This is a genomic window from Micromonospora sp. LOL_013 (genome assembly GCF_048060315.1).
GTDB lineage: Bacteria > Actinomycetota > Actinomycetes > Mycobacteriales > Micromonosporaceae > Micromonospora_E.
The window spans coordinates 78,212-105,177 of the sequence record NZ_JBHMIQ010000012.1; the positions used below are offsets into that span (position 1 = coordinate 78,212).

Consider the following 26,966-nt stretch of genomic DNA (forward strand, 5'->3'; position numbering starts at 1 on the left):
GTCACGGGCGGATGCAGCAGCCGGGGCAGATCTTCGGGTCGGGCAGGGTGAACGCCAGGCAGCAGGTCCGTCGCTGCACCGTGACGGCCCCGTCCTCGCCCGGCACCAGGTCGATCAGGTCGCCGATGTCGAGCGCGTCGAGCAGTGTGCCGATTGTGGCGGCGGACGAGCCGGGCAGCGCGTCGGCCGCCTGCAGCACCGCGTAGGCGATGCCGGAGGACAGGGAGCCGAGCAGCGTACGCGGGCCGAGTTTCACCCGGCTGTGGATCTCGTCCAGCAGCGGGCTCATGTGCTGGTCAAGCAGGGAGATCCGCAGGACCCGGAGCAGCTCGGCCTCGTCGGCCACGACCAGCACCTCGGGCAGCCCGGCCGCCGCGATCGGGTCGTGCGGCAGCACCGCCACCGGAATTCCGGTGCGCAGGCCGACGTCGACCAGCGGGCCGTCGTCGTCCATCCGCAGCAGTACGTCGTCGGCGCGCATCAGCGGCACCCGGCGGGCCGACGCCCAGCCGAGCGCGACCGGCAGCGCCACCCAGTAGCTGTACGCCTTCCAGGCGAGGGCGGCGGCGGCGTGCCGCTTCGCCTGCCAGCGCCGGGCGGCCGAGTCGAGCATCCGGGGCAGCTGGTCGCCGTGGATCAGCTCGGTGGCGGGCAGCCAGCCAGTCTGGTCGTCGACGAGCAGACCGGCGTGCAGGCCGGGCAGGTCGTCGGTGCCGAACGCGGTGCGTAGCGTGGCGGTGATCGGGGCCAGCGGAGCGGCGGCGCGGGCCCGGGGGTCTATGACGGCGGTCACGATGAGCAACCATCGATCGGGGTGGTGGCAACCGAGAAGGAGGTGGCGCTCCCGTGGTCAACCGGGTCGCACGTCCCTCGCCTCAACGTTCTCACCTTTCGATCCTTCCGACAGCCGCCGACGGTTCACCCTAGCTTGCTAAGGCTAGGCTAACCAGAGTATCGGCGAAACTTCCAGTCGGGGTGGTGACACTCCGTGCCGGTGAGTGATGGGAAAATTTCACAGAGTGCTCCGAACTGTGATGTCAAGTGCTCTGTCGGCAACGCGCCAAATTCGACCGGGGGTACGAGTCGGAAAGCAGACTGTGGATCCGGCCTGAGGGGACGCCTTGCGATGACCAGCTCGCCCATCGACCGCGCCGCGGACACCTTCGCGGCCGAGCTCGCCCAGTGGCGTCTGGACCGGGCGATGACCAAGAAGCAGTTGGCCGCCCGGATGGGCTTCGACCCGTCGTACATCAGCCACGTCGAAGGACGCCGGCACCGCCCCACCGAGGACTTCGCCCGTCGGGCCGAAGCGGTGCTCGGCGCCGGCGGCGCGATCTGGCAGCGCTACCAGGAGTACGACGAACTGCGGCACAGCCGTACCAGCGCCCCGCCGCGCGACCCACCGGTGCCCGAACAGTGGATGCCGCCCGGCACCGGCCTGATCGTCGAGCAGGAGGTGGCCACCCTCGCCTACCGGGACGGCTACTACCACTGCGCGATCCGGCGGGCCCTCTACAACGCCGGCACCGACCCGGTCACCCGCTACCTGGTCCGGGTCGCCGTCGACCGGTACCCCGACGACCCGGACCGGTCCAACCGGCACCACCGGGAACACCCGCTCACCTTCGTCGAGCTGGACCTGCACGCCTTCTGCGGAACCCCCGGGCACCAGGAGCCGATGCAGTGGCGCAAGAAGCACGACCGCGACGCGTTCAAAGAGGTCTGGCTGCTGTTCGAAAACTCCGACGGCCGGTTCCCGCTGTACCCGGGGCAGCGCACCAGCATCGAGTACACCTACCGGGTCGGTCAGGAGAAGTGGGGGCAGTGGTTCCAACGCGCCGTCCGGCTGCCCACCCGGCAGCTCACCGTACGGCTGGATCTGCCGGAAGCGTTCGACCCCCAGGTGTGGGGGGTTGAGACGTCCCTGTCGGCGGAGGACGCCCCGCTGCGTACGCCGGTGCGCCGGCATCGGGTGAACGGCCGGTCGGTGCTGGAGTGGTCGACCGACGCGCCGCTGCTCAACGCCCGGTACCGGCTGGAGTGGCGGTTCCGGTCCGGGCCACCGCCCCACAGCGGCGGGCAGGCCGGGTCACCGGCCGGGACCGGGACCCGGCCGGAACCGCGGGCCAGCGAACGGATGCGGGCCATCGGGATCGTGCAGCGGGGCGCGGAGATGCTCCGGCAGCAGGTGCAGCCGTTCGAGCTGCCGGCCGACGAGGCGGTGGCGTTGGACACCGTCGCCCGGCTGCGGGCCATGCTGGCCCGGCTCGACGAGCTGCACCCGTTCGGTAAGGGGGTGGGTCTGGCCGCACCGCAGATCGGGCTGCCCTGGGCCGCTGCCCTGGTCCGGGCGCCGGAACCGGGAGCCGAGCCGCTGGCGCTGCTCAACCCGCGGGTCGTCGACACCTCGGTGGAGACCGACGACCAGTACGAGGGTTGCCTGTCCTACTTCGACGTGCGTGGGCTGGTGCCGCGTCCGCTGCGGGTCGACGTCGAACACTCCCGGTTCGACGGCGGCCGGGTGATCACGTCCTTCGAACGGGCGATGGCCCGGCTGGTCGCGCACGAGATCGACCACCTGGAGGGCCGGCTGTACGTCGACCGGATGGCACCGGGGACCAGCCTGGTGCCGGTCGAGGAGTACCGGGACAGCGGCCGGCCCTGGGTGTACTGACCGGGCGGAACGGTCACACGTCGCCGAAGCTGTCGTAGCGGATCTGGTCGGCCGGGACGTCGAGCTCGGCCAGCCGACGCAGACTCGACCGGACCATGCCGGCCGACCCGGCGACGAAGAAGTCGTGCTCGTACCACGGGCCGTAGCGGGCCAGCACGTCGGCGACCTCGCCGTGCTCCCCGGTCCAACCCGGGTCGTCCGAGCAGCACGGCACCACGTTCAACCAGGGGTAGGCGGCGCAGAGCCGACTCAACTCGGCCAGGTCGTACAGGTCGTCGCGGGTCCGCCCGCCCAGGTAGACGTGCACCCAGCGGCTGCGGTTGTACCGGGTCAGCTCGTCGATCAGGGCCTTGACCGGGGCGAAACCGACCCCACCGGCCAGGCAGACGATGTCTCGTGGCGAGTCCCGGTCCAGCACCATGGCACCCATCGGGGCCGCCACCCGCAGCAGATCACCGGGGCGGACCCGGCGGACCAGCGCGCTGGACACCCAGCCGGCCGCCGCCGCCCGGACGTGGAACTCCAGCGTGTTGTCCGCCCGGGGCGCGTTCGCGATCGAGTAGCTGCGCCACAGCCTCGGCTGGTATCGCGGCACCTCGACGCTGACGTACTGCCCCGCCTGGTACTCCAGCCGGTGCTGCAGCGGCCGGCAGGTCAGCACGGCGACGTCGGCGCCCCGGCGTTCGTGGTCGAGCACCTCGGCGTGCCAGAACGCCGGGTTCGGGTCGCTCTCCGCGCCGATGACCAGGTTGGTGGTGAGCAGTTCCAACGCGGCGCCCCATGCCTCGTCGTACTCGACGCTCCACCGGTCACCGGCGACGGTCCGCAGCGCCTCCAGCAGCATGTCGCCGAACGCGGCGTAGTCCGCGGCTTGCACATGGAACTTGCGGTGGGCCCGGCCGAGCGACTGCAGATAGTCGGCGAACTGCTCCGGGTCGTCGATCGAGCCGACGGCAGAGACGATAGCTTCGATCAGACAGCGCCGCTGGGTATCCATCTGCACCGGGAAGAGCTGCCGCAGATCCGGCCGGTCCAGGAACAGCCGGGCGTAGAAGTAGCCAGCTACCTGGTCGTGCTCCTCCTCGACGAGCACCCAGCTCTCCTTCAACAGTTGCGCGAGATTGCTCATCGAGGCCTTCCCCGTCACCGTGCCGCCACTGACGCCGTACCACTGGGTTCCAGGGTGAGTACTCTTAGTAGCGAGTCGACGTACCCGATGTGCGACATTGCTCTGCCGTACCCGCTCGGGCACAGTGGTCCGGTGACGGTCGACCTCACCGGTACGCCACCACCGGCCAGCAGCAACCCGGACGCCCACCCGGCGGCCCCGCTGCCGCCGCGCCTGCTGCGCGCCGAGGTGCTCCTGGTCCTCGGCGTGTCGCTCGGCCAGTCCGCCATCTACGCCCTGGTCACCATCACCGCGCGACTGACCGCCGACCGGCCGCTGGGGCAGCAGACCGCCACCATGAACGCCTCCCAGTCGGCCCGCCCCTGGCTCGACCTGACGTACCAGCTGCTCGGGATCTTCTTCGCCCTCGTGCCGGTCCTGCTGGCGGTCCACCTGCTCAGCCGGGACCGGGCCGACGCCCGCGCCCGGCTCGGACTCGACACCCGGTCGCCGCTGCGCGACCTGGCCTGGGGCGCCGCCCTGGCCGCCGCGATCGGGCTGCCCGGACTCGGACTGTTCTGGATCGCCGCGCTGCTCGGGCTCAACGCCAGCCTGGTCCCGGCCGCGCTACCACAGCTTTGGTGGACGGTTCCGGTGCTGATCCTGGCCGCCGCGCAGAACGCCATCCTGGAAGAGGTGATCGTGGTCGGCTACCTGATGACCCGGCTGCGGCAACTCGGCTGGCGGATCGGCGCGGTCATCGCCACCAGCTGCCTGCTGCGCGGCACCTACCACCTCTACCAGGGCTTCGGGGCGTTCCTCGGCAACGTGATCATGGGTGTGGTGCTGTCGCTGTTCTTCCTGCGTACCCGCCGGGTGATGCCGTTGATCATCGCGCACACCCTGCTGGACGTTGTCGCGTTCGTCGGCTACGCGCTGCTGCCCCGCGGCTGGTTCAGCTGGCTGTGACCGGCGCAGCCGGTGTGACCGGCCGGTAGTGGGCGCTCGCCCGCGCGGCCAGCCGCTCCAGCAGCAGCGTGTCGCCCGACCAGGCGACCAGCGCCCGCCCACCGGGCAGGAACCGGGCCGGCAACCGCAGCAGCGCCCAACCGCCGTCGGTCAACCGGCTCACCGCCTCGGTGAACCGCTGCGCGCCGTCGAGCAGCCGCAACGCCGGATCCTCATCGCCGTCGGCCGCCGGCCGGCCCGCCGCGTTCAGCGCCGCGTGGGCCGCCGCGACGTCCGGCTGCATACCGGTGAGAGCCAGCAGCTCCGCCGCCCGGTCCCGGTCGGTCGGATCATGCCGGTACGCGGCCGCCACGTGCAGCGTGACCGCGGCCTGCGTCCAGCCGAGCGTCACCAGCTCCAGGGCCGGGCCGAGCAGCCCACCGGCGGTGGCGACCGCCGCGCCGGCCCCGGCGAGCCGGGTGAACCGCCGGGCCGCCAGCCGGGCCAGAGCGTCGTCGCTGGCCGCCGGGTAGTCGTCGCGTAGCCGGGCCGCCCAGTCCCGCGCCGCCGGACCGATCCGCTCCACCGCGGCCAGGGCGAGCAGCTCCGGCGCGTACGCCGGACGCGTCAGCAGGTGCCGCAGCGTACCGCCGGGGACCGGACCTGGCGGGGGAGCGCCGACCGGACCCGGCGCCGGCGCGGCCTTCTTCGCTGGGGTCTTCTTCGCCGCTGGGGTCTTCTTCGCTGGCGCGGTCTTCTTGGCGGCGGCCTTCTTCGCTGGCGCGGCGGTCTTCGTCGGCGCGGCCTTCCTCGTCGGAGTCGCCTTCTTCGCTGGCGCGGCCTTCTTGGTAGGGCCCTCGGCGCTGCCGGCCGCGCTCGCGTTCGGCGGCGGCTGGAACAGCACGGGAGCGATGGCGGCGGGCGGCGTGGAGCCGGCCTTCGGCGTCCTGGCCCGTGGGGCGCGGGACCGCCTTGGCTCAGCGTCCGGCGATTGCTCCTCCATGCTCAGGCAGCCTAGCCCGAACCCGCCCGCAACACCCGCCTCGCCGGTTCCAGCGGCCCCGGCTGACGGGGTTTGTGCCGGTAACGCCCGGGTACCCGGGCCCGGTGGCCAGATATGCCGCGGACATCACCGCGCTGGCGCGACCGCTGGTCGACGCCGACGACCTCGACCCGCTGATCGAACGGGCCGCCGACGCGCGGGTGGTGATGCTCGGCGAGGCGAGCCACGGTACGCACGAGTTCTACGGCTGGCGGGCGGCCGTCACCCGCCGACTGATTACCGAGCACGGCTTCTCCTTCGTCGCCGTCGAAGGAGACTGGCCGGACTGCGACCGGGTCGACCGCAGCGTCCGGGGCCGGCTCGACGCCCCCCGCGACCCGCGCGACGCGCTGACCACCTTCGAACGCTGGCCCACCTGGATGTGGGCCAACGACGAGGTGGTCGACTTCTGCCGCTGGCTGCGCCGGCACAACGACTCGGTCAGCGAATCCGCCCGGGTCGGCTTCCACGGGATCGACGTCTACTCGCTGTGGGAGTCGCTCCGCGAGATCCTCGTCTACCTGCGGGAACATCGACCGGACCAGGTGCCGGCGGCGCTCGACGCGTACCGCTGCTTCGAACCTTACGGCGAGGACCCGCAGGACTACGCGACCGCCCTGCGGCTGGTGCCCGCCGGCTGCGAGGCGGAGGTGATCGACCTGCTGGTCCGGCTGCGGCGCGACGCCGCCGCCGACGGGGCCGGCAGCTTCGGTGCCTGGCAGAACGCCGAGGTGGTGGCCGGTGCCGAACGCTACTACCGGGCGCTGGTGTCCGGTGGCCGGCTGTCCTGGAACGTCCGGGACCGGCACATGGACGACACCCTCGCCCGGCTGCTCGACCGATACGGACCGGACGCCCGCGCGGTGGTGTGGGCGCACAACACGCACGTCGGCGACGCCCGGGCCACCGACATGTCCGAACTCGGCGAAGTCAACATCGGACAGCTGGCCCGCGAGCGGTACGGCCGGGACCGGGTGGTCCTGGTCGGCTTCGGTACCTACCGGGGAACGGTGGTGGCCGGTGACACCTGGGGGGCGCCGATGCGGCTGATGCCCGTACCGCCGGCCCGGCCGGGGTCGCTGGAAGCGATCCTTTCCGTCGCGGCCCCGGCCGAGTCGTTGTTCGTCTTCCCCGCCGACGGCAGACCGGACCTGCTCACCGACGAGCTGGACCACCGGGCGATCGGGGTGGTCTACCAGTCGAACATGGAACGGCGCGGCAACTACGTGCCGACCGTGCTCGGCGACCGTTACGACGCGTTCCTCTGGTTCGACCGCAGCCGCGGGGTGCGCCCGCTGCGGACCCCGCATGTCGAGCTGCGTGAACCGGAGACCTTCCCGTCCGGCGTCTGAGCATCACCCGGCACCAGATGCTGCCAGACGACCGCCCAGCCAAGTGCCCGCCGGGGTGTGCCGAACGCGTCCAGCACGGCCAGCAGCCGGTGCCGCTCGCGCAGCCGGGTGTGTAACCCCGTGGTCGGCGTGTCCCGGTGGGGAACTTGACGGCAGCTATTCGCTCAGTGAATAGTTGCCTGGTGTCCACCGTCCACGTGCTCCTCGGGCTGCTCTCCCGCGGCCCCCGGCACGGCTACGAGCTGAAGCGCGACCACGACCAGCGGCTGCCACGCGCCAAACCGATCGCGTTCGGCCAGGTCTACGCCACCCTCGGCCGGATGCAACGCGACGGCCTCGTCGAGCAGGCGCGGCGCGACCGCGCCGCCGGCCCCGACCGCACCTCGTACACGCTCACCGACGCCGGCCGGACCGCCCTCGACGGCTGGCTCGACGCGGTCGAACCGCCCGCCCCGTATGTCACCAGCGCGCTGCTCGCCAAGGTCGTCGTCGCGCTGCTGATCGACGACCCGCAGCGGGCCCGGCGCTACCTGGCCGCCCAGCGCGCGGCACACGCCGCGCGGATCCGGGAGCTCACCCGCACCAAGACCGCCCCGGACGCCACCCTCGGCGAGATCGTCGCCGCCGACTACGCGATCAACCACCTCGACGCCGACCTGCGCTGGCTGGACACCACCGTGGGCCGCGTCGCCGATCTGCACCGGGAGGTACGTCAGTGAACAGTCCGCTGCTCGCCGGCCGAGGGGTCGTCCGCGCGTACGGTGCCACCCCGGCGCTGCGCGGCGTCAGCCTCGACGTCGCCGAAGGTGAGATCGTCGCCGTCACCGGACCCAGCGGGTGCGGCAAGTCCACCCTGCTGCACTGCCTCGCCGGCATCCTGCGCCCGGACGCCGGTGAGATTCACTACCGCGACCAGCGCATCGACCTGCTCTCCGAGTCGGCCCGTGCCGTGCTGCGGCGTACCGAACTCGGGGTGCTGTTCCAGTTCGGTCAGCTCGTCCCCGAGCTGACCGCAGCGGAGAACGCCGCGCTTCCGCTGCTGCTCGCCGGCACGGGGCGGCGAGCAGCACGGACCGCGGCGCTCACCTGGCTGGACCGGCTCGGCGTCGCCGAGCAGGCCGACACCGTGCCCGGCGAAATGTCCGGCGGGCAGCAGCAGCGGTGCGCGCTGGCCCGCGCGATGATCACCGAACCTCGGGTGCTCTTCGCCGACGAACCGACCGGCGCATTGGACACCCTGACCGGCGAGCAGGTCCTCGGCCAGCTGGTCCGGGTCGCCCGCGAGCAGCGGACCTCCGTCGTGCTCGTCACCCACGACCCCCGGGTCGCCGGGTACGCCGACCGGGAAATCATGCTGCGGGACGGCGAGATCGACCCCGCCGGGCTCGGCCCGGTCGTCACCCGGACGGCCCGGTCGTGATCCGTCCGGCCACCCTGCTGCGGCTCGGCCTCGTCGGCACCCGCACCGACACGGTACGGATCGTCCTCACCGCCGCCGCCGCGCTGCTCACCACCGTCACCTTCCTCGCCGCCGCCACGGTCATCGCCGTACCGACCGTCCCGGACGGAAGATCCAACCGGTCCCCGCAGTACGGCCCGGCGCTGATCGCCGAGGCGGAGCTGCGGACCGGCGTCACCATCGCCCTGTTCCTCCTGGCGATCCCGGTCCTGGCCCTCGCCGGGCAGTGCGCCCGGCTCGGCGCGCCCGCCCGGGACCAGCGACTCGCCGCCATCCGGCTGGCCGGCGGCACCCCCGGTCAGGTCCGGGCGCTGGCCGCCACCGAAACCGGGCTGGCCGGTGCGCTCGGCTCCGTCACCGGGTTGGCCGGGTACCTGGCCGGCCGGCGGCTGCTGCACCGTCCGGACGAGCACGGCCTGCTGCCGTTACCCACCGACGTGCTGCCGCCGGTCTGGTCGCTGATCCTGATCGTGGCCGGCATCCCGCTGCTCGCGACCGCGGTCGCCGCCGCACTGCTGCGTACGGTCGTCGTGTCGCCGCTCGGCGTGCAGCGCCGGCGCCGGGCAGGGCGGCCCGGGCGGTGGCCCGGCCTGCTCATCCTCGGCGGCCTGGTGGTGACCTTCCTGTTCCGGCCGCTCGTCGACTGGGCTGCCGGCCGGGAAGCCCCACTGTGGGGCGTTGCGGTCATCGCGTTCGCCGGGGCGCTGGCCATCGCGATCGGCGTCGCCACCGGCACCGGCTGGATCTCGTACGCGACCGGACGGTTCCTGCGGCGAGTCGCCCGCCGCCCCGCGACCCTGCTCGCCGCCCGGCGGCTGACCGCCGACCCGTGGCACGGCGCACGGACCTTCGCCGGGCTGCTGGCCTGCGTCCTGTTCGGTGCCGGCACCGCCGGCTTCAGCGCCTACCTGGCGGCCGAGTTCGGCAGCCGGGACCGGGTCCACCGGATCCTCGCCGAACAGAGCGGCCAGCCGTACAGCCCGAGTGACAACAGTTTCTACTTCAACGCGGTCACCCTGGTGCACATTGCGGTCCTGGTGGGCCTGGCGATCGCCGCCGCCGGTCTGGCCGTCGCGGTCGTCGAAGGCATCGTGGAGCGTCGCCGCGCCAACGCGGCACTCGTCGCCACCGGCGTGCCGCGCGCGGTGCTGGCCCGCTCCGTCCTGGTACAGACCCTCACGCCGCTGCTCCCAGCGACTCTGGTGGCGCTGACCGCCGGCACGATGATGGCCCGGGCTCTCGGTACGGAGGTCTCCTCCGGGCCGCGTACCGCCACGTTCTGCGATGCGGTGGACGCCTGTCGCACCCCCGAGGACTGGACGGAGTACGGCCGGACGATCGAACATCCGGGCATCACTGTGCCGGTGCCGGTGCCGCTCGACGACCTGGCGCTGCTCGGCGCCGGCACGATGGTGGCCGCCCTGGCCACGGTCGGCGTCGGCCTGCTGTTCCTGCGTAGAGCCACCGACCTGACGGAGCTCCGGCAGACCTGACGGCTCGGTATGTCTGACGCTCGGCAGATCTGACCGGCTACGGCGCGGTCGGCCCGGTCAGCCTGATCAGGGTCGGCCGACCGGGCCGAGCAGCGCCGACTCCATCGACGTCGGATGCAGCATCACCCACTGCAGCCGGCCCTGACTGACCAGGCCGACCATCTCCGGATGGATCCGGGTCAACCAGCTCTGCGCCTCGGTGAATCCCAACGCCGACGCCACCAGCGCCGCCTCGGCGGCGGTCAACCGCTGCAGCACCACCAGGTCGCTGCGGACCAGTGGGTCGAGATCCCAGCTGCCCACGTCGTTGCGGACCACCATCGTCGTCCGCCACGGCACCCCCACCTCCGGCGTGCCGCCCATCGCCGGGCCGATATCCACCGCCAGCAGCTGGGGATGCGCCGGTGACGGCGGTGGCGGCGGCTGGGCGCCGGGCGGCAGGAAGGACGCCGACTCCTGACCCAGACCACACTGGTGCAGAAACCCCTGCCAGTCCGGCTCGCGGGCCGTCTGGATGAACAGGTGCGCGCCGAGCGCCATCGCCCGCAGCGCCAACAGCTGCGCGCAGCGCAGCCCGCCGACCAGCAGCAGCCGGGTCGGTTCCGGGCGGAACAGCCGCACCGCGACCGGCCCGCCCTGCCGGTTGCGCCCGACGACCATGCCGTCGCCGCCGGCCCGCAACCGTACGTCGCCGAGTGCTTCGAGATCGGCGGTGTGCAGGCCGGTCGGCGGAATGATCGACAACGGACCCGTCACGGCAGGAACCCCCCGAGCGGCAGGGTGGCGGCCAGCCCACGGACATGCTCACCGTCGATCCGCTCGGTGAGCCCGCCGCGCTCGCGTACCGCCTCGGTCAGGGCCTGGTCGCCGACGGCCAGCGTCGTCACGTCGGCGGCGGTGAGCCGGACCGCGGCCGACACCGTCACGTCCGCGACGGCGGTCTCGGTCGGATGCCCCGACTCCCGGGCGACGGCGACCGACACCACCGTGTCGACCATCGGCAGCTGCCGCAACACGTCGTCCAGCTGCCACGGCAGCTCCGGCCAGCGCAGCAGCCGGCGGCAGACCTGCGGCACCTCGCCGCTCCACCACGCCTGCCAGGTCTCCTCGCCGGCGACCCGGTTGCTGGCGGTGCCGTAGACGTTGCCGCCGTCCGGCCGGCTGGGCAGCTGCGCCAGGTAGCCGACGGCGGTCAGCAGATCGTCGCCGCCCAGCAGCCGGGCCGGCACCCGGTCCTGTTTCAGCTGGCGCTGGACCCGCCGGACCGACGACATCAGCGCCGGTGCCAGCGCCCGATCGGTGTAACCGTCCGGTGTACGCATCACCTGGAGCACCAACCAGGCCCGCCGACGGGCCGGCACGTCACCGCCGGTCAGCTCCCGGTAGGAACGCTCCACCAGCCCTCGTCCGGTGTGCGCGCGGGGGGCCGCCGCGACCTGGACGAGCAGCTGTACCGAGGTCGGCGGGGCGGCCGGATCCGGCACCGGCAGCAGCGCCGCCGGGGACGGCAGACTGAGTGCCGAGCCGACGAACAGCGAACCGTCGGCAGGGTCGAGCTCCAGGACGGCGCAGACGCCACCCCGGTGACTGATCGTCGCCATCGTCCGGCCGCTGACCGAAACATCGTCCACTATGGCAGTCGGCTCCACGAACCGCAGCAGGCCCGTCGCCCGGTTGCCGCCGCCGGCCGGCAGCCGCCGGGGCCGCAGCCGGTACCGCAACCACACCGCCATCCACTGGTAGAGCCACCGCCCGCGCAGCCGGACCACCGTCGGTGCCAGCAACAGCGCCAGCGCCGCCGCCGTCACCAACGCCACGACCGGCCCCCGCTGGTACGCGACGAGCAAGACCGTCGCCGCCAGTTGCCAGTAGACCAACTGCCCGATGGCGAACGGGCCGGTGCCGGGGCGGACCCGCCGGGGCCGGATCCGGCTGCCCGACGCCGTCGCCGGGATCGATGTCGCCGCTGCCGACCCGGTGACTCCGGAGATCATGTCCGCCGTCGGCCCGCCCGATCCTGACACGGTCGGTGACATCGGCACGGCGGCCCGCGCCGCCGTCGCAGGAGCGGCCGCCGACCGGCCAGCGACCTGCCCGGTCGGCAGCCTGGCGACCTGCCCCGACAGTCCGGCAGCGCGGACCGTCGGCAGCTCCGAGGTGGGGGCCGAAGCGGCCACGCCCACGGTCGGCGGTGCGGCTGCGGGTGGCGGCGCCGGCGCGGGCATCGGCGCGGCGTCACGTTGTCGGGGCGGTGCCCACTGCTGCCAGCCCGCCGGTGCGCCCGGCGACTGGTCGGCGGACGGGCCGGGGTCGGTCGTCATCGCTCAGCGTCCGGTCGCCGTACGGACGTCGGCCTCGGTCACCGTACGCAGCTCGTCCAGGCTGGGCCGCTGGCCGGACTGGCGCAGCCGCTGCGCCTGCGCCTTGCGTACCCCCTCGAAGAGCTTGCGCGCCTCGCGGGCGTTGCCGAAGCTCTCGTCCCGTTGCACCGTCGAAAAGTGTCCGAAAAGGACCTCCGGCACGGCGGCGGCGAGCAGATACTCGTCGTTCGCCGCCATCCGCTCGACGATCACCACCAACTGCTCCGGGGTGTAGTTGCCGAACTCGATCGTCCTGGCGAACCGGGACGCCAGGCCGGGATTGGCGTCGAGGAACTGCCGCATCTCCCCGGTGTAGCCGGCGGCGATCACCGCGATCTCGTCCCGGTGATCCTCCATCAGCTTGACCAGGGTGTCGATCGCCTCCTGACCGAAATCCCCGCCACTGCCGAACGACCGGGACAGGGTGTACGCCTCGTCGACGAAGAGCACCCCGCCTCTGGCCTGCTCGAACACGGCGGCCGTCTTCTCCGCCGTGTGGCCCAGGTACTGCCCGACCAGGTCGCGCCGGGACACCTCACGGAACGGCCCGCCGGACAGCACCCCCAGCGCGGCCAGCAGCTCACCGTAGATGCGGGCCACCGTCGTCTTACCGGTGCCCGGCGCGCCCGCGAAGATCAGGTGATGGCTGACCGCGCTGACCGGCAGGCCCGCGCCGCGCCGCCACTCGTTCACCTGGATCTCGTCGATCAGCCCGCGCACCTCATCCTTGACCGACTCCAGGCCGACCATCGCGTCGAGCTCGGCCAGCAACTCCTCGGTCCGGGCGGTGTCCGGCCCGCCGGCCGACGCGGCGGCGGCCGCGCCGAACACCGCACGCCGGCTCGCCGTACCGGTGACGATGGTCGGCTCGGCACCGTCGGCGATGTCGAACGCCGGCGTCGCCGTGTTCTCGGTGCTGCACTCCTCGACACTGCCCGCACAGCCACGACCGAAGGAGACCGCCGGCCCGCGGGTGTCGCGAATCCGGCAGCGCCGCAGCGTCGGCGCGCTCTGGTGGGCGACCGCCACCCCGGCCCCGCCGGTCCGGGAGATCTCGCACGTCTCCAACACCGGACGGCCGTGCTGGTAGACGTAGACGCCCCGGTTGCCGCAGCCGGTGATGGTCGACGCCCGGATGGTGGGCGCGGCCCCGATCCGCACGATCACGCCGTCCTCGGCGAGGTCGGTGAACTCGCAACCGTCGACGTCGCCGTCCGAATCCTCAACCACCAGGCCGTGCCGCGCCCCGGTGACCGTGCACCGGGTCAGCGTGAAGCTCGACCGGTTGCCGATCACGACGCCGGCCCCGAACCCGGCCCGCAGTTGGCAGCCGGTCATCGTCAGCCGGGCCCGGTCGACCGCCACCGCCGGCGCGTCGCCGGCCAGCAGCACCAGGTCACGCAGTTCGAGGGTGCCGCCGTTGGCGGACACAGTCGGGTAATGGCCGGCTGAGGCGTCGACGGTCACCGACCCGGCACCCTGCGCGGCGACCACAGTGATCTGTCGATCGTTGATGAACAACGCCTCGTAGTAGGTGCCGGGGTCGACGGCCACCACCGACCCGTCGGACGCCGCCGCGAGCGCGTCACCGATCGACGGATAGGCGCCGGGCTGGTCCGGACTGACCAAGAGGGTGCGCGTCATCGCTCCGGGCTTCGTACACGGTGGGACAGGGGATTCCGACGATATCGCAGCACCACCAGACAGGGTGTCCGGTGAACGACCGCGTCGCCGCGCGGGCCTGTCGTTGGCAGCAGCGACCGGCACCGGTTGTCTACGCTCTACGGCGGAATCCCAGGGCCCCGACCGGCCCCGGCAGGCTTCGACCGGACGGCGAAGGAGAGCGTGGTGGCGGTACGCATGCTGCCGTTGACGGCAGCCGCTCTGCTGGTCGACGGCGAGGTCCACACCCACACCTCGGTGCGCGGCGACCATCTCCCACAGCTGCACCCGCTGGTCCGGCGGATCCTGGACGAACTTCCGGTCAGCCAGCGGGAACGCTCCGTCGGCCGGTGCGCCGAGCCGGTGCTGATCTCCGACCGGCTGTACGCCGTACAGCCGGGCCAGCCCGGCACCGAGTTGTCGCCGGCTGCGGCCCGGGCGGCACTGTGGGGTGCCCGGATCCGGGTCTCCCTGATCCGCGAGCCGGACGATCCGGCCCACGGCACGGCGGTCGCCCCGTGCCGGTCCTGCCGCCAGCTGCTCGACTGGTTCGGGGTGGAGGCGCTCTGATGGCCGGCGACGACCGGTTTCCGCCGTCGGTGCTGGCCGCCCTGACCCGGGCCGGCTGGCAGCCCGGCCGGCGCGACGAACAGCGGGGCCGTGACTGGGCCCTGCGGGTCGTCGGGCACGCCGGACCCGACGGGCGGCAGCACACCGTGGTCGGTCCCGCGATCGAGGCGTACGCCGAGTTCGGCGGCCTGTACGTCGAACCGGACGGCCCTGGCGAGGCGGTCGCGCCGAGCACGGTCCACCTCGATCCGCTGCGCGCCGTGCACACCGTCGCCACCCTCGCCGTACTCGCCGACATGCTGGGCGTGCCGGTCAGCCCGCTCGGCGTCGAGGCGGACGGCACCGGCATCCTGGCCATCGACGCCCGACAGCGGGTGTTCGTGCTGGACCACGGCGGCGACTGGTTTCTCGGCCGGTCGGTGGAACAGGCCGTCACCGCACTGATCCTCGGTCAACGGCCGCACCGGCTCGCCGAGGACGGCAGCTGGTGACCGCCGACCCGGAGCCAGGGTCGCAGCCGCTGTCCGAGTCGGCCTCGGCCGGGTGGCGACCGGCCACCGCAGCCGAGGCGGGCATGGCCGCCGCCACCGACCTGGCGGGCTACCTGGCGGCGCTCGGCACCGGGCCGCTGCTGCTGCCGGTGTCGGCCGAGACCGCCGCCGGGCAGGCACCGTTCGCCTGGCCCACCGTCGAACACGACGGCGCACCACACGTGCTGGCCTTCACCTCGCCGCAGGCCATCGTCGCCGGCCTGCCGGGCGAGTCGGTACGGTACGTGACGGTCACCCTGGCCGAGGTGGTCGCCACGATCCCCGACGACAACTGGTGGTTGGCGGTCGACCCGGGACTGCCGATCGCCCACCGGATCACCGCCGGGCAGTTGCGGGAGCTGGCACCGTCGCCCGATGCAGGCGACATCGCTCGGGCGCTGCGCGCCGCTGTCGCGGCCGAGGACCCGGACGCGGTGATGGCCGCCCTGTTACGCGCCGAGTTCACCGTACCGATGCCGCCGGAAGCCGACCCCGACACCGCCGTACGAGACCTGGCCGACCCCCGGTTCCCCTGGTGGTGTCTGCCGGACGAGGCGGGCCAGCCGTCGGTGCCGGTCTTCACCTCCCCGGCGATGCTGGCCGAGGTGTTCGACGTGCCGCTGCCGTCGGTCGTCGCCTCCAGCGTGCGACTCTTCGCGAACTGGCCGGACCCGCGCTGGCAGCTCGCCGTCGACCCGGGCACCGCGTCGGCGGTGAGCATTCCCGGGGAGGCGGTCCGGCAGGTCAGCCGGTGGCTCGACGAACTGCGCCGGACCGTGACTGAGACGGACCAGGTCGACGTGGCCCAGACGGATCCAACCGAGGCGGACCAGGCCGAGGCTGTCGAGGCAGATCCAAACCTTCCGGTCCGGATGCAGCTGGTCGTTGCGCACCGCCACCTGCACGCGTACGTGGCGGACGGCTACGACCGGATGGCCGGCCCGGTGCACCGCTGGCACGGCCCCGGCCGGGACACCCCGAAGCGGCTGTACGCCCGGTTGGGCCTGCTCGGGCCGGAGTCGCCCTTCGCCGCCGCCGACGAGTGGGTTCCGGTCGTACGGTGGGAACCCGGCCCGGACACCCCGGCGACCTGGCTCGACGAGCGGCCGCAGCAGCGGGCGCTGGCCGTGCCGGACGGGGCCGAGCTGCACGTGCTGCACCAGGACGGCAGTGACGAGCTGCTGGCCCGCTTCGACCGGAGCGGTCGACGCTGGCTGCCGGTGGACCCGCCACCGGCCGACCAGCCGCCGGCCGCAAGCATCGGCTGATCGGCGGCTACCGGTCGGCCAGCCAGTGCCGTGCGGGCGGAGTGGCGAGCAGGATCACCGCCAGTCCGGCCAGCGCTCCGACGACCATCGGCAGCAGCATCGTCGGGTGGTATTCGATCTTGCCGAACAGCAGCAGGCCGCCCAGGACGACGAGGAGCAGCCCGGCGGTGAACCCGGCCGGGGCCCGCAGCATGTTCGGCCCGGCGACCCAGACGATCCGCATGCCGGCCAGGGTCATGAAGACCAGCAGCAGGCAGAGCCCGAGAATCGCGAACGCGATGATCCACAGTAGGAACTTCGCGTCACCCTCGGCCTGGTAGGTCACGACCAGGAAGGCGAGACCGGCGACCAGCCAGAGGGCAGCGGTAGGAGCCGTCAGCAGTACGGCGGCCACAACGACCACCGGCCGCCGCCGGCCGGCGGCGGGCGCGACGGGGCCGGCGGCTCGCCGGGGCACGTTCACCGGCTCGGTGGACGCCATACCGAATCGTCCTCGGCGGTCGGCGGCTCGCCCCCGGTTGGCTGGTCGGGCCCGGCCTGGGCGGCCGGTGCCGGCACCAACGATGCACCGACGTCGGTCGCCGGCGGTGGGCCGTCCCGGGCGGCCGCCGGACGTCTCGCCCGGCGCCGCAGCCACCGGATCAGCAGCACGACACCGGTGACCAGCGTGCCGAGGATGGTGAAGAAGATCAGCATGCCGATCAGTTCGTCGAGCCCGAACTCGTAGCCCGGCTCGGGCGGCAGGTAGGCGACCGGGTCGCTGGCGGTCGGCGACGGCCGTGGGCTGGCCCGATCGTCCGGCTCGGTGGTGAGCGCGGCGTGAATGTCCAGGATGCCCCAGCCGAAGTCGAGATCCTTGCCGGGCGGCCCGGCGTCGTACGCCGTACCGACCAGCCGTTGGAACAGTCTGCCCTGGTCCTCGTCCGGATACTGTGCCTTGAGCAGCGCGAACGCCCCCGACACCAACGCGGTCGCTGCACTCGCGCCGTCCATCGTGTAGTAGCCGCCGCCAGCGGACGCTTGCACAATGTCCTCGCCGGGCGCGGCGATGTGGGTCTGCTCGGCGCGGATCGACTCCGGGCTGAGCCCACCGTCCCGCCCGCTGCTGGTCACCGCGATGGTCCACGCACTGTAGGCCGGCTGGCCGATCAGCATGTCGCGGCGGTTGCCGATGCCGGCGACGACGATGACTCCGCGCCGGTACGCGTTCTCGACCGCCTGCTCCAGCGCCGGGTCGGACGATCCGGTGAGCGAGACGTTGATGATGTCGGCACCGCTGTTGACGGCCCAGTTGATCCCGAGTGCGATGGACTCGGGGAGGATGATCTCAGTCTTCGGGCTGGAGAGCGTGATGGGCAGGATCTTGGCCTTCGGCGCCACCCCGAGCACCCCGTCACGGCCGCCGGGCCCGTGCCCGTGCCCGGCGATCAGCGACGCCATCCCGGTGCCGTGGTTGCGCCGGTCGACGTGGCCCTTGCTGTCGCGGTCGTGAAGGTCGGCCCCGGGCAGTACGTTGTCCCGCAGGTCGGGGTGGGAGGCGTCAACGCCGGTGTCGACCACCGCGACGGTCACCCCCTCGCCCTGGGTGATCCGGTGCACCTCGGGCAGCCGCATCGCCTCGACATGCCAGGACTGGTCCCGGATCTCGTCGGCCTGCGCCGGCCCGGCGGGCAGCGACGCCGTGCCGAGCAGCCCGAGCAGCCCGGCTGCCACCAGGCCGAGTAACCGCCGGGAAGCACGCATGGGCGGAGCACACCTCTCCGTCGGGTAGTCGCCGGGCGACCCGGCGCTGTGCCCGGATGATACTGCGTCGGGTGCTTCGTCCGGCTCAGCTCGGCCGTCTGCCGGCCTCATCGCTGGCCCAGGCTCCGGACCTGCTGCTGCGGCGGCTTCTCGTCGGGGGTGTCGATGGTGCCGGGAGCCGCCGGGTCAATCTGCCACAGCTCGTCGTCACCGTCGCCGTACTCCCAGGTCTGCTGCCGGTCGTCGGTCCTGCGGCTGGTGCGACCGGTGCCGCTGGCCGGGCCGGGGCCGCGTTGCCCGCCCAGCACCGGACCCGGGCCCTTGGCGACCCCGCCGGGCTTCGTCGGCCCGGCCCGGCCGGACAGCCGTGGAGCAGCCGGGGCCGGCCGACCGGCGGAGCCGGGTGCGGCCGGCTGCGGTAGCCGGGCAGCGCCGGTGGTCGGGGCGGCGGGGCGGCTGCGTGGGCCGCCCAGGCTGGGCGGCGGGGCAGCCGGCCGGCCAGTGCCGCCGCCGGCCGGGCGGCCGCTCGGCCCCGGCGGCCGGGAGCCACCCGGCGTGGGTCCGGTGCTGCCGGGCAGCGACGGGCGCTGCGGTGCCGGACGTCGGCTGGCCGGGTTGTTCGGCGGCGGACCACCGGCCCCGGGCAGCGCCGGCCGGAGCGGAGAACTCGGGCGGTCCGCACCCGGCGGCAGTGCTCCGGGTCGGTTGCCCCCCGGTGCCCCTGGTCGTGGCCCGGGGGTGACGCCGGGTGGCACTACCGCCGGTGGCGGGCTCGGCGCCGGGCCGGCACCGGTCTGCGGGAGGTTGGGCACCGGGGGAGGCGCGGTCGGCGGGGAGACGGTGCCCCCAGCCAGGTGCAGCCCGTCCGGCACCGGCGGTGGTGGCGTGGGTGACGGTGCGCCCCGGTCCAGCCCGGGAGCGGTGGGCGGCTCGCCACGCCCCGCGAACTCCGGCCGGGGCGGTGCGCCCGGCGCACCACCCGGCGGCGCGCCGGGCGGCGGTGCCCCGGGGCCGCCGGGAGGAGCGACCGACGGGTGGACAACCGCTGCGTCGGTCGGGCCCCGAAAGGTGGTGCCCCGGGTGATGTGGCTCAGGTACACGTCGATGTACATGTCGGCCAACGGCTTGATGATGTCCCGGGCACGCTCGAAGTAGTCGTCCATCACGTCTTTGCGGGTCCGGCCGGTGGTGCCCGGGATCCAGTCGTACGTGTCGGACCACTGCAGGCCGTTGTCCGGGTCGGCCGCCTCCACGGTGTACTGCTCCCAGAGGCTGCGGAACTCCTGCTGGGTCGACTCGATCTTGCCGGCCAACTGCTCCAGGCCACGGCGGTTGCTGTCGGCGGCCTCCTTCCACTCGTCGAGGGAGTAGAGGGTGGCGCCCACCCGTTGCATGAAGTACTCACCGGCCGGTGACTGCCACTTGGCGGCCAGCGCCGTCGCGTACCGCTGCAGGTTGGTGCGGGTGCTGTCGAGCAGCACGCCGATCCGGTGCCACATGTCGGCGACGGCGATCACCCGCTCGTCGCTCTCGTTCTGGATCCAACCCCACATCGTCTCGATGTTGGTCGTCTCCTTGTCCCAGACGGTGGGTTCGTAGCGCTGGTTCGGGTCCGAGTAGTCGTGGACGACGTAGTCGTTCCCGGCGTTCACGTACGGGATCGACACCGGCTGCCAGCCGAAGTACTCGTCAGACATCCCCGCTCCTCGACGTCGCTATCCGCGCTGCTCAGTGCTCGGCCGACGGGCTGTCGAGCTCATCGTCGTGCATGTCCTCGTCGTCGGCGCGGATGTCGTAGGCACCGTCGCCCTCACCGATCGTCTCGGCCTCGTACAGCGACAGGTCCCGGTCGGCCGCCTCGGGGGCGTAGGAGGAGCTTTCCTCGTCCGGATCGACCACCAGACTCGGATCCTCGACGCCGCTCTCCGGATCTTGCCAGAGATCGTCGAGCGTCTCGCCGCCTTCTAGATTGGAGAATGCGGTGTAAATGGTCATCTGGTCGGCCGCGACCAGGGCGTCGCCGTCGAGGTATTCGGCGGAGATCGACTTGGCGGCGGTCGCCAGGGAGGCGAGGCCCTTGGCCACCTCGCCGAGCAGCAGAGTAGCCGCCTTACGGTTCTCGTCGTGCCGGCCCTGGAAGAACCGGCCCTCGGACATCCCCGACCCGCCGAACGGCACCGGGATGGTGAGCATGTGGTTGATGCCGCTTGCCAGGCTCGGCTGGAAGTTGAGCCGCAACTCGGCCATCACGCACTGGGCGAAGTCGTCGAGCTGCTCGATATCGACGTCGATTGTCTCGTTGACCAGCCAGCTGTCGTCCGCCATGATCCCTCCCCCAGGCCGCATGCGCGTATCGGCATCCACAAAACTATCGCGTCACCGCAATTGTCGTGGACCGAGAGTCACGATGTGGACGGTAGATGTAGCAACTGGACCAGCCGGGTGCCTTCCCGCCTGGTGACCAGCCAGCCCCGCCCCGGCGGCAGCGGGCCGGGCCGGACGTTGCCGAGCAGCACCCCCTCGTCGCGGCTGCCGGACATCACCAGGCCCGGCGAGCTGAGCTCGCGCAGTCGCATCAGGATCGGCTCGTACAGGGCCCGGCTGGCGCCGCCACTGCGCCTGGCGATCACCAGGTGCAGCCCGATGTCACGGGCCTGCGGCAGGAACTCCAGCAGCGGCAGCAGCGGGTTGCCGCCGCCACCGGCGACGAGGTCGTAGTCGTCGACCAGGATGTACAGGTCGGGGCCCCGCCACCAGCTGCGGGTACGCAGCTGCTCCGGGGTCACGTCCGCCGGGGGCAGCCGGTCACGCATCACATTGACCACCTCGGTCAGCATGCCGGCGGTGACGTCCGCCGAGGTGCCGTACCCGATCTGGTGTTTTTCGCTGATGTCGCCGAGCAGGCTGCGCCGGTAGTCGACGACGATGAGCCGGGCCTGGGTCAGATCGTTGCGGTCGGTGATGCCCCGGGCCAGCGCCCGCAGGAAGCTGCTCTTGCCGGACTCGCCGTCGCCGAAGACGATGAAGTGCGGATCGGTGCCCAGGTCCAGGTGTACGGGCTGCAGGTCGACCTCGGCGATGCCGATCGGCACGCCGGGGCGTCCGGTGTCCGGCACCGACTCGTACGGCACCACGGCCGGCAGCAGCCGCACCGGTGGCGCACCCGGGCCCTGCCAGGCGGCGGCGACGTCGGTGACGAACCGCCGGGCACCGTCGGCGAGGGTCCCGGCGTCGGCGTCGCCGTCGGTGCGGGGCAGCGCGGCGAGGAACTGCATGCCGTCCGGGGTGATGCCCCGGCCGGGCGACTTGTCCGGCACGTTCATCGCCGCCCGCCGGTCCAGGTTGGAGTCGCTGGCGTCGGCGAGGCGCAGCTCCAGCCGGGTGCCGAAGACGTCGCGTACCGCCGGTCGCAGGTCCATCCACCGGCCGGCGCTGATTACCAGGTGGACGCCGAACGACAACCCCCGGTTGGCGATGTCGTTGATCGCCGGCTCCAGGTCCTCGAACTCGGCGCGTACCGCCGCCCAGCCGTCGATCACCAGGAACACGTCGCCGAACGGGTCGTCGGTGTGCCCGCCGTGCCGGCGTTCCCGCCGGTAGGTGGCCATCGAGTCGATCCGGTTCTCGGCGAACCGGCGTTCCCGCTGGGCCATCAGCAGCCGCAGCTCGGCGATGGTCCGGCGGACCTGCCCGGCGTCCAGCCGGGTGGCGACCCCGCCGACCTGCGGCAGGTCACGCAGCGCGGTGAGCGCGCCGCTGCCCAGGTCGAGGCAGTAGATCTGCACCTCGCGTGGGGTATGGGTGAGGGCGAGCGACGACACGACCGTACGCAGCAGGGTGCTCTTGCCGCTCTGCGGGCCGCCGACGACGACGGTGTGCCCGGCAGAGCCGCCCAGCTCCAGCCAGAGCACGTCGCGGCGCTGCTCGAACGGCTTGTCGATCAGGCCGACAGCGGCCCGCAGCTCGCCCTGCAGGGTCGGGCTGGCCGCGGTGATGCCGCGTTCCGGGTCGGCGACCAGCGGCGAGAGCAGCTGGTCGAGGGTCATCGGAGCGCCGAGCGGCGGCAGCCACACCTGGTGGGCCGGTTTGCCGCGGCCGGTGAGCCGGCTGACCAGGATGTCGAGCAGGCTCTCGCCGGTTGTGGTGTCGGCCGGTTCGGGCCCGGGCTGGCGGGCGTCGGCCGGCAGCCGGGGTGCGACGTACTGGGTGGTGTATTCCTGGACCCGGTCGTCGCCGTCGCCGGCGGCGACCGCCTCGGCGGTCTTGCTGCGGTACGTGCCGGAGACGTACGCGGCCCGGAACCGTACCAGCGGTTCGGTGCCGAACCGTAGGTAGCCGTGGCCGGGGGAGCGGGGCAGTTCGTACGCGTCGGTGGCGCCGAGCACCACCCGGCTCTCCATCGCGGAGAAGGTCCGCAGGCCGATCCGGTACGACAGGTGGGTGTCCAGTCCGCGCAGCCGGCCCTCCTCCAGCCGCTGCGAGGCGAGCAGCAGATGCACGCTCAACGACCGGCCGACCCGACCGATCTGGACGAACATGTCGATGAAGTCCGGCTTGGCGGTCAGCAGTTCGGAGAACTCGTCACAGATGATCAGCAGCGCCGGCATCGGCTCCAGCGGCGCCCCGGCCGCCCGGGCCTTCTCGTAGTCACGCTGCGATGCGTAGTTGCCGGCCGAGCGGAGCAGCTCCTGCCGGCGGACCAGCTCGCCGTTGATCGCGTCGGTCATCCGGTCGACCAGCGGCAGCTCGTCGGAGAGGTTGGTGATCACCGCGCTGGTGTGCGGCAGCTTGTCCAGCCGGGTGAACGTCGCCCCGCCCTTGAAGTCGATCAGCACGAAGTTGAGCGTCTCCGACGAGTGGGTGGCGGCGAGCGCCAGCACCAGGGTGCGCAGCAGCTCCGACTTGCCGGAGCCGGTGGCGCCGATCAGCAGGCCGTGTGGGCCCATGCCGTCCTGCGCGGACTCCTTGAGGTCCAGCTCGACCGGGGTGCCGTCCGGGGTCAGCCCGAGCGGCACCCGCAGCCGGTCCCGGTTCGGCCGGGGCGTCCACGCCCGCTCCACGTCGAACTCGTACGGGTCGCCCAGGTCGAGCAGGTCGGCCAGGTCCTGCTCCAGGTGCAGCGGCTGCTCGCCCCGGGACGCGGCGGACAGTCGCAGCGGCGCCAGCTCCATCGCCAACGTCTCCGCCTCGGCGATCGTGCAGGTGTCGGCGGTGCCGATCTGCGCTCGGCCGTCCAGGGTGACACTGGCCATCGACCCGTCGGCGGCGACATCGAGCACCAGCCGGGCCCGGTCGAGCACCCGGGGCGGTGGCTCGGACAGGTCGACGATGGTCACCCCCTCCACGCCGCCGTCGGTCATCAGGTGATCGGAGCCGGCCGGGTCACCGCCGTCGAGCACCACCAGCAGGTGCGGGCCGGAGGTGGTGGCGGAGCCGCCGCCGGCCAGGTTGAACCGGGGGCGGTTGGCGAGCATGTCGTCGAGCATCGCTTCCAACCCGGTCACCGTCGACGACACCAGCCGTAGCGCGCCGGTCGCATCGGTGCGGGTCGGGTGCAGCGCGTGCGGCAGCCACTTGACCCACTCCCAGTGCTCCCGCCGGGTCGGGGCCGGGCAGATCGCCACCAGCATGTCGTCCGGCGCGTGGAACGCGGTGGCTTGGGCGATCACCGCCCGGACCAGGGCGCGGACCGGGTCGGGGTCGCCGCGCAGATGCACCCGGGCGAAGCCGCGCAGCGCCATGTCCACCGGCAACTGCGGAACAGTGGCGTAGCTGGTCAGGAACCGGCGCAGCGCCAACGCGCACATCGGTTCCAGCTTTTCCAGCGCGGTCGGCGGCGGTGGGATCAGCGGCGTCGCCAGCTCCTGCGGCCCGAGACCGACCCGTACGGTGGCGAAGTCGGGGTCGCCGCGGCGGCGTTCCCACAGTCGGGGACCGACCGGCACCGACCACAGCGTCTGCGGGTCCGGGTGCCGGTAGAACGTGGCCTCCCGCTGCTGGTGTACGGTCCGCAGCACCCGGCGACGCTGCCGCGACAGATGCGCCAGGTATTCCCTCCGCCGCTGTGCCATCTCCTGCCGGCTCGGCCCACCCGCCTGGTTGGACAGCTGGGTGGCGAGCATGCCGAGCGCGGAGAGGCCGAACAGGCCACCGGCGACGTAGCTGAGCGTCGATCCGCCCCGGCCGGCGTACATCAGCGCCATCGCGACCGACCCGGCCAGCATCGGCAGCAGCATCATCAGCTGCCCCCAGGTCCGGCCGGTTGGCGCCGGCACTTCGGGCGGCGCATCGAGCAGAACCTCGCCGGACGGGTACTCCGGCTCGGGTCGGCGCGTTGGACGCCGTATCACCACCGTACCCACGGATCGACCCTCCCCGTCGTCGTCACACCCGGACACCGGGTCACTACCGGCACCGACGGCACCGGCACATGGTAGGTAGCCTTCTCGAGTCAGGACAGCCCGCGCGGCTTGATGAGGAGTCAGCAGTGGTCACCCAGGCCGGAACCGGACTCGCCCGGATCGCCGTCGTGGCGCCGACCCGACGCATCGACCTCGCCCTGCCCGAACACCTGCCGCTGGTCGGGCTGCTCCCGGCGGTGCTGCGGCAGGCCGACGAGAACCCCTCCGACGGTACGGCCGACGGCGGCTGGGCGCTGCGGCGTACCAACGGATCCACCCTGGACCTCAACCGTACGCTCGCCGCGCAGCAGGTCCGCGACGGCGAGACGCTGCATCTGCTGCCCCGCCGTACCGAGTGGCCGGAGCTGGCCTACGACGACCTGATGGAGGCGATCGCCGCCGGTGCCCGCCGGCGCGGACTGTCCTGGACGCCGGCCGCCACCCGGCTGACCGGTTTGCTGACCGGTGCCGTTCTGCTGCTGCTCGCCCTGGTCGCGGTGGTGACCGCCGGCGGCACCGGGGTGGCCGCCGGGGCGGCCGCCGGGGCGGCCCTGCTCGGCACCGCAGCCGTCCTCGTCGCGGTCGGCGTGCTGCTGTCCCGGACGATGGCCGACTCGCTGGCCGGCGCGGTGCTCGCCGCCCTGGCCCTGCCGTACGCGTTCGTCGGCGGCGCGGTGTCGCTGGCCGGCGGCGAACCGGTCACCGATCTGGGGGCACCGCATCTGCTGGTCGGTTCGGCGGCGCTGACCCTGACCGGGGTGCTCGGCATGCTGGGCGTCGGGGACGCCGGCCGGGTCTTCGTGGCGGCGATCTTCGCCGGGGTCAGCGGGACGACCGGGGCGGTGCTGGCCGTCGGGTCGCTGGACGGGCCGCGCGCCGCAGCGGTGCTGGTGGCCGTGGTGACCCTGCTGCTGCCGGCGCTGCCGCTGATCTCGGTCCGGGCCGGCAAACTGCCGATGCCGGCGCTGCCGCGTACCGCCGAGGACCTGGTCCGCGACGACCCGCAGCCGGACCGGGCGGAGATCTACCGGGCGACGGCCCGCGCCGACGAGGTGCTGACCGGCCTGATGTTCGGTGCGGCCGTGGTCGCTGCCGCCGGGTCAGCGGTGCTGACCCTGTCGGCGACGGTCGGCGCGGTGCTGCTGGTCGCGGTGGTGACGGCCGGTCAGCTGCTGCGGGCCCGGCTGGTCTCGACCATCCGGCACCGGGTGCCGCTGCTGGCCGGCGGCCTGGTCGGCGTCGGTCTGCTGACCCTGACCGGTACGGGTGGGATGGCGGCCGGTACCCGGCTGGCCCTGCTGCCCGTGGTGCTGCTGGTGGTGGCGCTGGTGCTGGCGGCCGGGATGGTCTACAGCCGACGCCCGCCGACGCCCCGGCTGGCCCGGCTCGGCGACGGGCTGGACGTGGTGCTGCAGCTGGCCGTGGTGCCGGTGGCCTGCGCCGTGCTCGGCCTGTACGGCTTCATGCGGGCGATCAACGGCTGACTCCGGCTGCGAGCTGCTCCGGCCGCAGCGGCGGGAACGGGCCGCCCCGGACCAGCCGGATCAGTGCCGTGTCGACGTCGTCGGCGACGTACTGGTAGCCGGCCCAGTGCAGCAGGACGACCCGGCCGGCGGCGTCGACGACCAGCTCGGCGGGGCCGTCCGAGTTGCCGCCGAGCGGGAACACCGGATGGTCGTACTCGTCGACGAAGACCCGGGCCTCCTCGGTGACCAGGCCGCTGCGTACCGGGTGGACGAAGGTCGGGAAGCCGGCGTCGGCGGTGCCGTCCGAGCCGAACTGGGCTATGGTCAGCCCGCCGAACTCGGTCAGCGCCGCGCGGGCGACCGGCGCCATGACCAGTCCGTCGAGTTCACCCGCCCACCGGGCGGCCCACTGGTCGACCATCGCGGAGACGTCCCGGCCGGGGAACCAGCCGGCGGCCTCCAGCACCGGCCGGACGTCCGGCGGGAATCGGCGGTCGGCGGCCCGGGCGGCGGCGTACCGCTCGGCGACGACCGTCACCGGGACCGGCGGCCACTGGCTGACCTCGCCGGACTCCCGGTCGATCACGATCCGCGGCGACCCGGAACCGGTCGGCGGCCCGGCCGTCCGACTTCCCGCGTCGTCGGTGGGGATCAGCCAGGCGACGTATCCGTGCTCGAACTCGTGCAGGCCGATCCGTTCGTCGGTGCCGGCGCCGTGCTCGGTCGCCCATTGGCGGGCCAGGTCCAGCGCCTCGTCGCGACCGAGCATCGATGTTTCCCTCCGGGCTGCGGGCGAGACCCCACGCTACGCCGTCGTCACCGGACCCTATGGTAGGCAGCACGCCGCGTGGTGGTGCAGCCGTGCGGCGCTGACGGGTGGAAGGAAGCCA

General features: G+C 73.0%; 22 protein-coding genes. 10 read left to right on the forward strand and 12 right to left on the reverse strand.

The annotated features are described in order from the left end of the window. Nucleotide 1 precedes the first annotated feature (1 nt). Nucleotides 2–793 (reverse strand): hypothetical protein, encoded by a 792-nt coding sequence (locus ACFHWS_RS10265; RefSeq protein WP_416553994.1) that lies wholly within the window; start codon nucleotides 791–793, stop codon nucleotides 2–4. 333 nt (nucleotides 794–1,126) lie between these two features. On the opposite strand from ACFHWS_RS10265, the gene ACFHWS_RS10270 reads away from it, so the two are divergent. Further along, on the forward strand, nucleotides 1,127–2,674 hold the full coding sequence (locus tag ACFHWS_RS10270; protein ID WP_416568074.1) for a peptide deformylase: 1,548 nt from the start codon (nucleotides 1,127–1,129) through the stop codon (nucleotides 2,672–2,674). A 13-nt stretch (nucleotides 2,675–2,687) separates the two neighbouring features. Here the strand turns inward: ACFHWS_RS10270 and ACFHWS_RS10275 are convergent, their stop codons facing one another. Beyond that, the gene (locus ACFHWS_RS10275) at nucleotides 2,688–3,803 is read right to left on the reverse strand and encodes an FAD-binding oxidoreductase (protein WP_416568075.1); all 1,116 of its coding nucleotides are present in this window, start codon (nucleotides 3,801–3,803) and stop codon (nucleotides 2,688–2,690) included. Between the two features lie 201 nt (nucleotides 3,804–4,004). Between ACFHWS_RS10275 and ACFHWS_RS10280 the strand changes: the two genes are divergently transcribed. Further along, entirely contained in the window at nucleotides 4,005–4,751 is a 747-nt protein-coding gene (locus ACFHWS_RS10280; RefSeq protein WP_416554075.1) for a CPBP family intramembrane glutamic endopeptidase, read from the forward strand. Here ACFHWS_RS10280 and ACFHWS_RS10285 read toward each other — a convergent pair. Then, a complete protein-coding gene (locus ACFHWS_RS10285) occupies nucleotides 4,738–5,733 on the reverse strand; it encodes a hypothetical protein (RefSeq protein ID WP_416568076.1) in 996 nt (331 codons plus the stop codon). The genes ACFHWS_RS10280 and ACFHWS_RS10285 overlap by 14 nt on opposite strands. 104 nt (nucleotides 5,734–5,837) lie before the next feature. Here ACFHWS_RS10285 and ACFHWS_RS10290 point away from each other — a divergent pair, with 104 nt between their 5' ends. The 4 genes from ACFHWS_RS10290 to ACFHWS_RS10305 all read left to right on the forward strand — a co-directional run bounded on the left by ACFHWS_RS10290 (nucleotide 5,838) and on the right by ACFHWS_RS10305 (nucleotide 10,076). Next, nucleotides 5,838–7,124, forward strand: a complete 1,287-nt coding sequence (locus tag ACFHWS_RS10290; protein ID WP_416554002.1) for an erythromycin esterase family protein — start codon at nucleotides 5,838–5,840, stop codon at nucleotides 7,122–7,124. Between the two features lie 182 nt (nucleotides 7,125–7,306). Further along, nucleotides 7,307–7,843, forward strand: a complete 537-nt coding sequence (locus ACFHWS_RS10295; protein WP_416568077.1) for a PadR family transcriptional regulator — start codon at nucleotides 7,307–7,309, stop codon at nucleotides 7,841–7,843. Continuing rightward, a complete protein-coding gene (locus ACFHWS_RS10300) occupies nucleotides 7,840–8,544 on the forward strand; it encodes an ABC transporter ATP-binding protein (protein WP_416568078.1) in 705 nt (234 codons plus the stop codon). Before ACFHWS_RS10295 ends, ACFHWS_RS10300 begins: the two co-directional genes overlap by 4 nt. Then, on the forward strand, nucleotides 8,541–10,076 hold the full coding sequence (locus tag ACFHWS_RS10305) for an FtsX-like permease family protein (RefSeq protein WP_416568079.1): 1,536 nt from the start codon (nucleotides 8,541–8,543) through the stop codon (nucleotides 10,074–10,076). Before ACFHWS_RS10300 ends, ACFHWS_RS10305 begins: the two co-directional genes overlap by 4 nt. Before the next feature lie 66 nt (nucleotides 10,077–10,142). On the opposite strand, the gene ACFHWS_RS10310 is transcribed toward ACFHWS_RS10305, so the two are convergent. Genes ACFHWS_RS10310 through ACFHWS_RS10320 form a run of 3 tightly spaced genes read right to left on the reverse strand, consistent with a single transcriptional unit; the run spans nucleotide 10,143 to nucleotide 14,080 of the window. Then, nucleotides 10,143–10,832: a hypothetical protein gene (locus tag ACFHWS_RS10310; protein ID WP_416554010.1), complete on the reverse strand. Its 690-nt coding sequence runs from the start codon at nucleotides 10,830–10,832 to the stop codon at nucleotides 10,143–10,145. Further along, nucleotides 10,829–12,397, reverse strand: a complete 1,569-nt coding sequence (gene eccE, locus ACFHWS_RS10315; RefSeq protein WP_416568080.1) for a type VII secretion protein EccE — start codon at nucleotides 12,395–12,397, stop codon at nucleotides 10,829–10,831. Before eccE ends, ACFHWS_RS10310 begins: the two co-directional genes overlap by 4 nt. Nucleotides 12,398–12,400: 3 nt before the next feature. Then, nucleotides 12,401–14,080, reverse strand: a complete 1,680-nt coding sequence (locus ACFHWS_RS10320; RefSeq protein WP_416554014.1) for a right-handed parallel beta-helix repeat-containing protein — start codon at nucleotides 14,078–14,080, stop codon at nucleotides 12,401–12,403. A 204-nt stretch (nucleotides 14,081–14,284) separates the two neighbouring features. Between ACFHWS_RS10320 and ACFHWS_RS10325 the strand changes: the two genes are divergently transcribed. The 3 genes from ACFHWS_RS10325 to ACFHWS_RS10335 are packed head-to-tail and all read left to right on the forward strand — an operon-like array spanning nucleotide 14,285 to nucleotide 16,466. Continuing rightward, the gene (locus tag ACFHWS_RS10325) at nucleotides 14,285–14,668 is read left to right on the forward strand and encodes a YwqJ-related putative deaminase (protein WP_416554016.1); all 384 of its coding nucleotides are present in this window, start codon (nucleotides 14,285–14,287) and stop codon (nucleotides 14,666–14,668) included. Then, nucleotides 14,668–15,159: an SUKH-3 domain-containing protein gene (locus tag ACFHWS_RS10330; RefSeq protein ID WP_416554018.1), complete on the forward strand. Its 492-nt coding sequence runs from the start codon at nucleotides 14,668–14,670 to the stop codon at nucleotides 15,157–15,159. The genes ACFHWS_RS10325 and ACFHWS_RS10330 overlap by 1 nt, the downstream gene beginning before the upstream one ends. Then, nucleotides 15,156–16,466, forward strand: a complete 1,311-nt coding sequence (locus ACFHWS_RS10335; RefSeq protein WP_416554020.1) for an SseB family protein — start codon at nucleotides 15,156–15,158, stop codon at nucleotides 16,464–16,466. Before ACFHWS_RS10330 ends, ACFHWS_RS10335 begins: the two co-directional genes overlap by 4 nt. 7 nt (nucleotides 16,467–16,473) lie before the next feature. On the opposite strand, the gene ACFHWS_RS10340 is transcribed toward ACFHWS_RS10335, so the two are convergent. The 5 genes from ACFHWS_RS10340 to eccCa all read right to left on the reverse strand — a co-directional run bounded on the left by ACFHWS_RS10340 (nucleotide 16,474) and on the right by eccCa (nucleotide 24,571). Then, nucleotides 16,474–16,947, reverse strand: a complete 474-nt coding sequence (locus ACFHWS_RS10340) for a hypothetical protein (RefSeq protein WP_416554022.1) — start codon at nucleotides 16,945–16,947, stop codon at nucleotides 16,474–16,476. Continuing rightward, entirely contained in the window at nucleotides 16,926–18,209 is a 1,284-nt protein-coding gene (locus ACFHWS_RS10345) for a S8 family serine peptidase (protein ID WP_416568081.1), read from the reverse strand. Before ACFHWS_RS10345 ends, ACFHWS_RS10340 begins: the two co-directional genes overlap by 22 nt. A 107-nt stretch (nucleotides 18,210–18,316) precedes the next feature. Beyond that, a complete protein-coding gene (locus tag ACFHWS_RS10350) occupies nucleotides 18,317–19,906 on the reverse strand; it encodes a hypothetical protein (RefSeq protein ID WP_416568082.1) in 1,590 nt (529 codons plus the stop codon). Nucleotides 19,907–19,937: 31 nt separating this feature from the next. Further along, nucleotides 19,938–20,534 (reverse strand): hypothetical protein, encoded by a 597-nt coding sequence (locus ACFHWS_RS10355; RefSeq protein ID WP_416568083.1) that lies wholly within the window; start codon nucleotides 20,532–20,534, stop codon nucleotides 19,938–19,940. Between the two features lie 77 nt (nucleotides 20,535–20,611). After that, nucleotides 20,612–24,571, reverse strand: coding sequence for a type VII secretion protein EccCa (gene eccCa / locus ACFHWS_RS10360; protein WP_416554030.1), 3,960 nt, complete (start codon nucleotides 24,569–24,571; stop codon nucleotides 20,612–20,614). 125 nt (nucleotides 24,572–24,696) lie between these two features. On the opposite strand from eccCa, the gene eccD reads away from it, so the two are divergent. Continuing rightward, complete coding sequence (gene eccD, locus ACFHWS_RS10365) at nucleotides 24,697–26,094, forward strand: type VII secretion integral membrane protein EccD (protein WP_416568084.1); 1,398 nt, start codon at nucleotides 24,697–24,699, stop codon at nucleotides 26,092–26,094. On the opposite strand, the gene ACFHWS_RS10370 is transcribed toward eccD, so the two are convergent. Next, nucleotides 26,084–26,845, reverse strand: coding sequence for an SUKH-3 domain-containing protein (locus tag ACFHWS_RS10370; protein ID WP_416554034.1), 762 nt, complete (start codon nucleotides 26,843–26,845; stop codon nucleotides 26,084–26,086). The two genes, eccD and ACFHWS_RS10370, sit on opposite strands and share 11 nt — an antisense overlap. Nucleotides 26,846–26,966 lie beyond the last annotated feature (121 nt).

Coding starts and splice junctions, on each gene's coding strand:
- ACFHWS_RS10355 (WP_416568083.1), bottom strand. CDS start 20,534: ATGGCGGACGACAGCTGGCTGGTCAACGAGACAATCGACGTCGATATC.
- ACFHWS_RS10285 (WP_416568076.1), bottom strand. CDS start 5,733: ATGGAGGAGCAATCGCCGGACGCTGAGCCAAGGCGGTCCCGCGCCCCA.
- ACFHWS_RS10350 (WP_416568082.1), bottom strand. CDS start 19,906: ATGTCTGACGAGTACTTCGGCTGGCAGCCGGTGTCGATCCCGTACGTG.
- ACFHWS_RS10345 (WP_416568081.1), bottom strand. CDS start 18,209: ATGCGTGCTTCCCGGCGGTTACTCGGCCTGGTGGCAGCCGGGCTGCTC.
- ACFHWS_RS10320 (WP_416554014.1), bottom strand. CDS start 14,080: ATGACGCGCACCCTCTTGGTCAGTCCGGACCAGCCCGGCGCCTATCCG.
- ACFHWS_RS10270 (WP_416568074.1), top strand. CDS start 1,127: ATGACCAGCTCGCCCATCGACCGCGCCGCGGACACCTTCGCGGCCGAG.
- ACFHWS_RS10340 (WP_416554022.1), bottom strand. CDS start 16,947: ATGGCGTCCACCGAGCCGGTGAACGTGCCCCGGCGAGCCGCCGGCCCC.
- ACFHWS_RS10330 (WP_416554018.1), top strand. CDS start 14,668: ATGGCCGGCGACGACCGGTTTCCGCCGTCGGTGCTGGCCGCCCTGACC.
- ACFHWS_RS10275 (WP_416568075.1), bottom strand. CDS start 3,803: ATGAGCAATCTCGCGCAACTGTTGAAGGAGAGCTGGGTGCTCGTCGAG.
- eccE (WP_416568080.1), bottom strand. CDS start 12,397: ATGACGACCGACCCCGGCCCGTCCGCCGACCAGTCGCCGGGCGCACCG.
- ACFHWS_RS10370 (WP_416554034.1), bottom strand. CDS start 26,845: ATGCTCGGTCGCGACGAGGCGCTGGACCTGGCCCGCCAATGGGCGACC.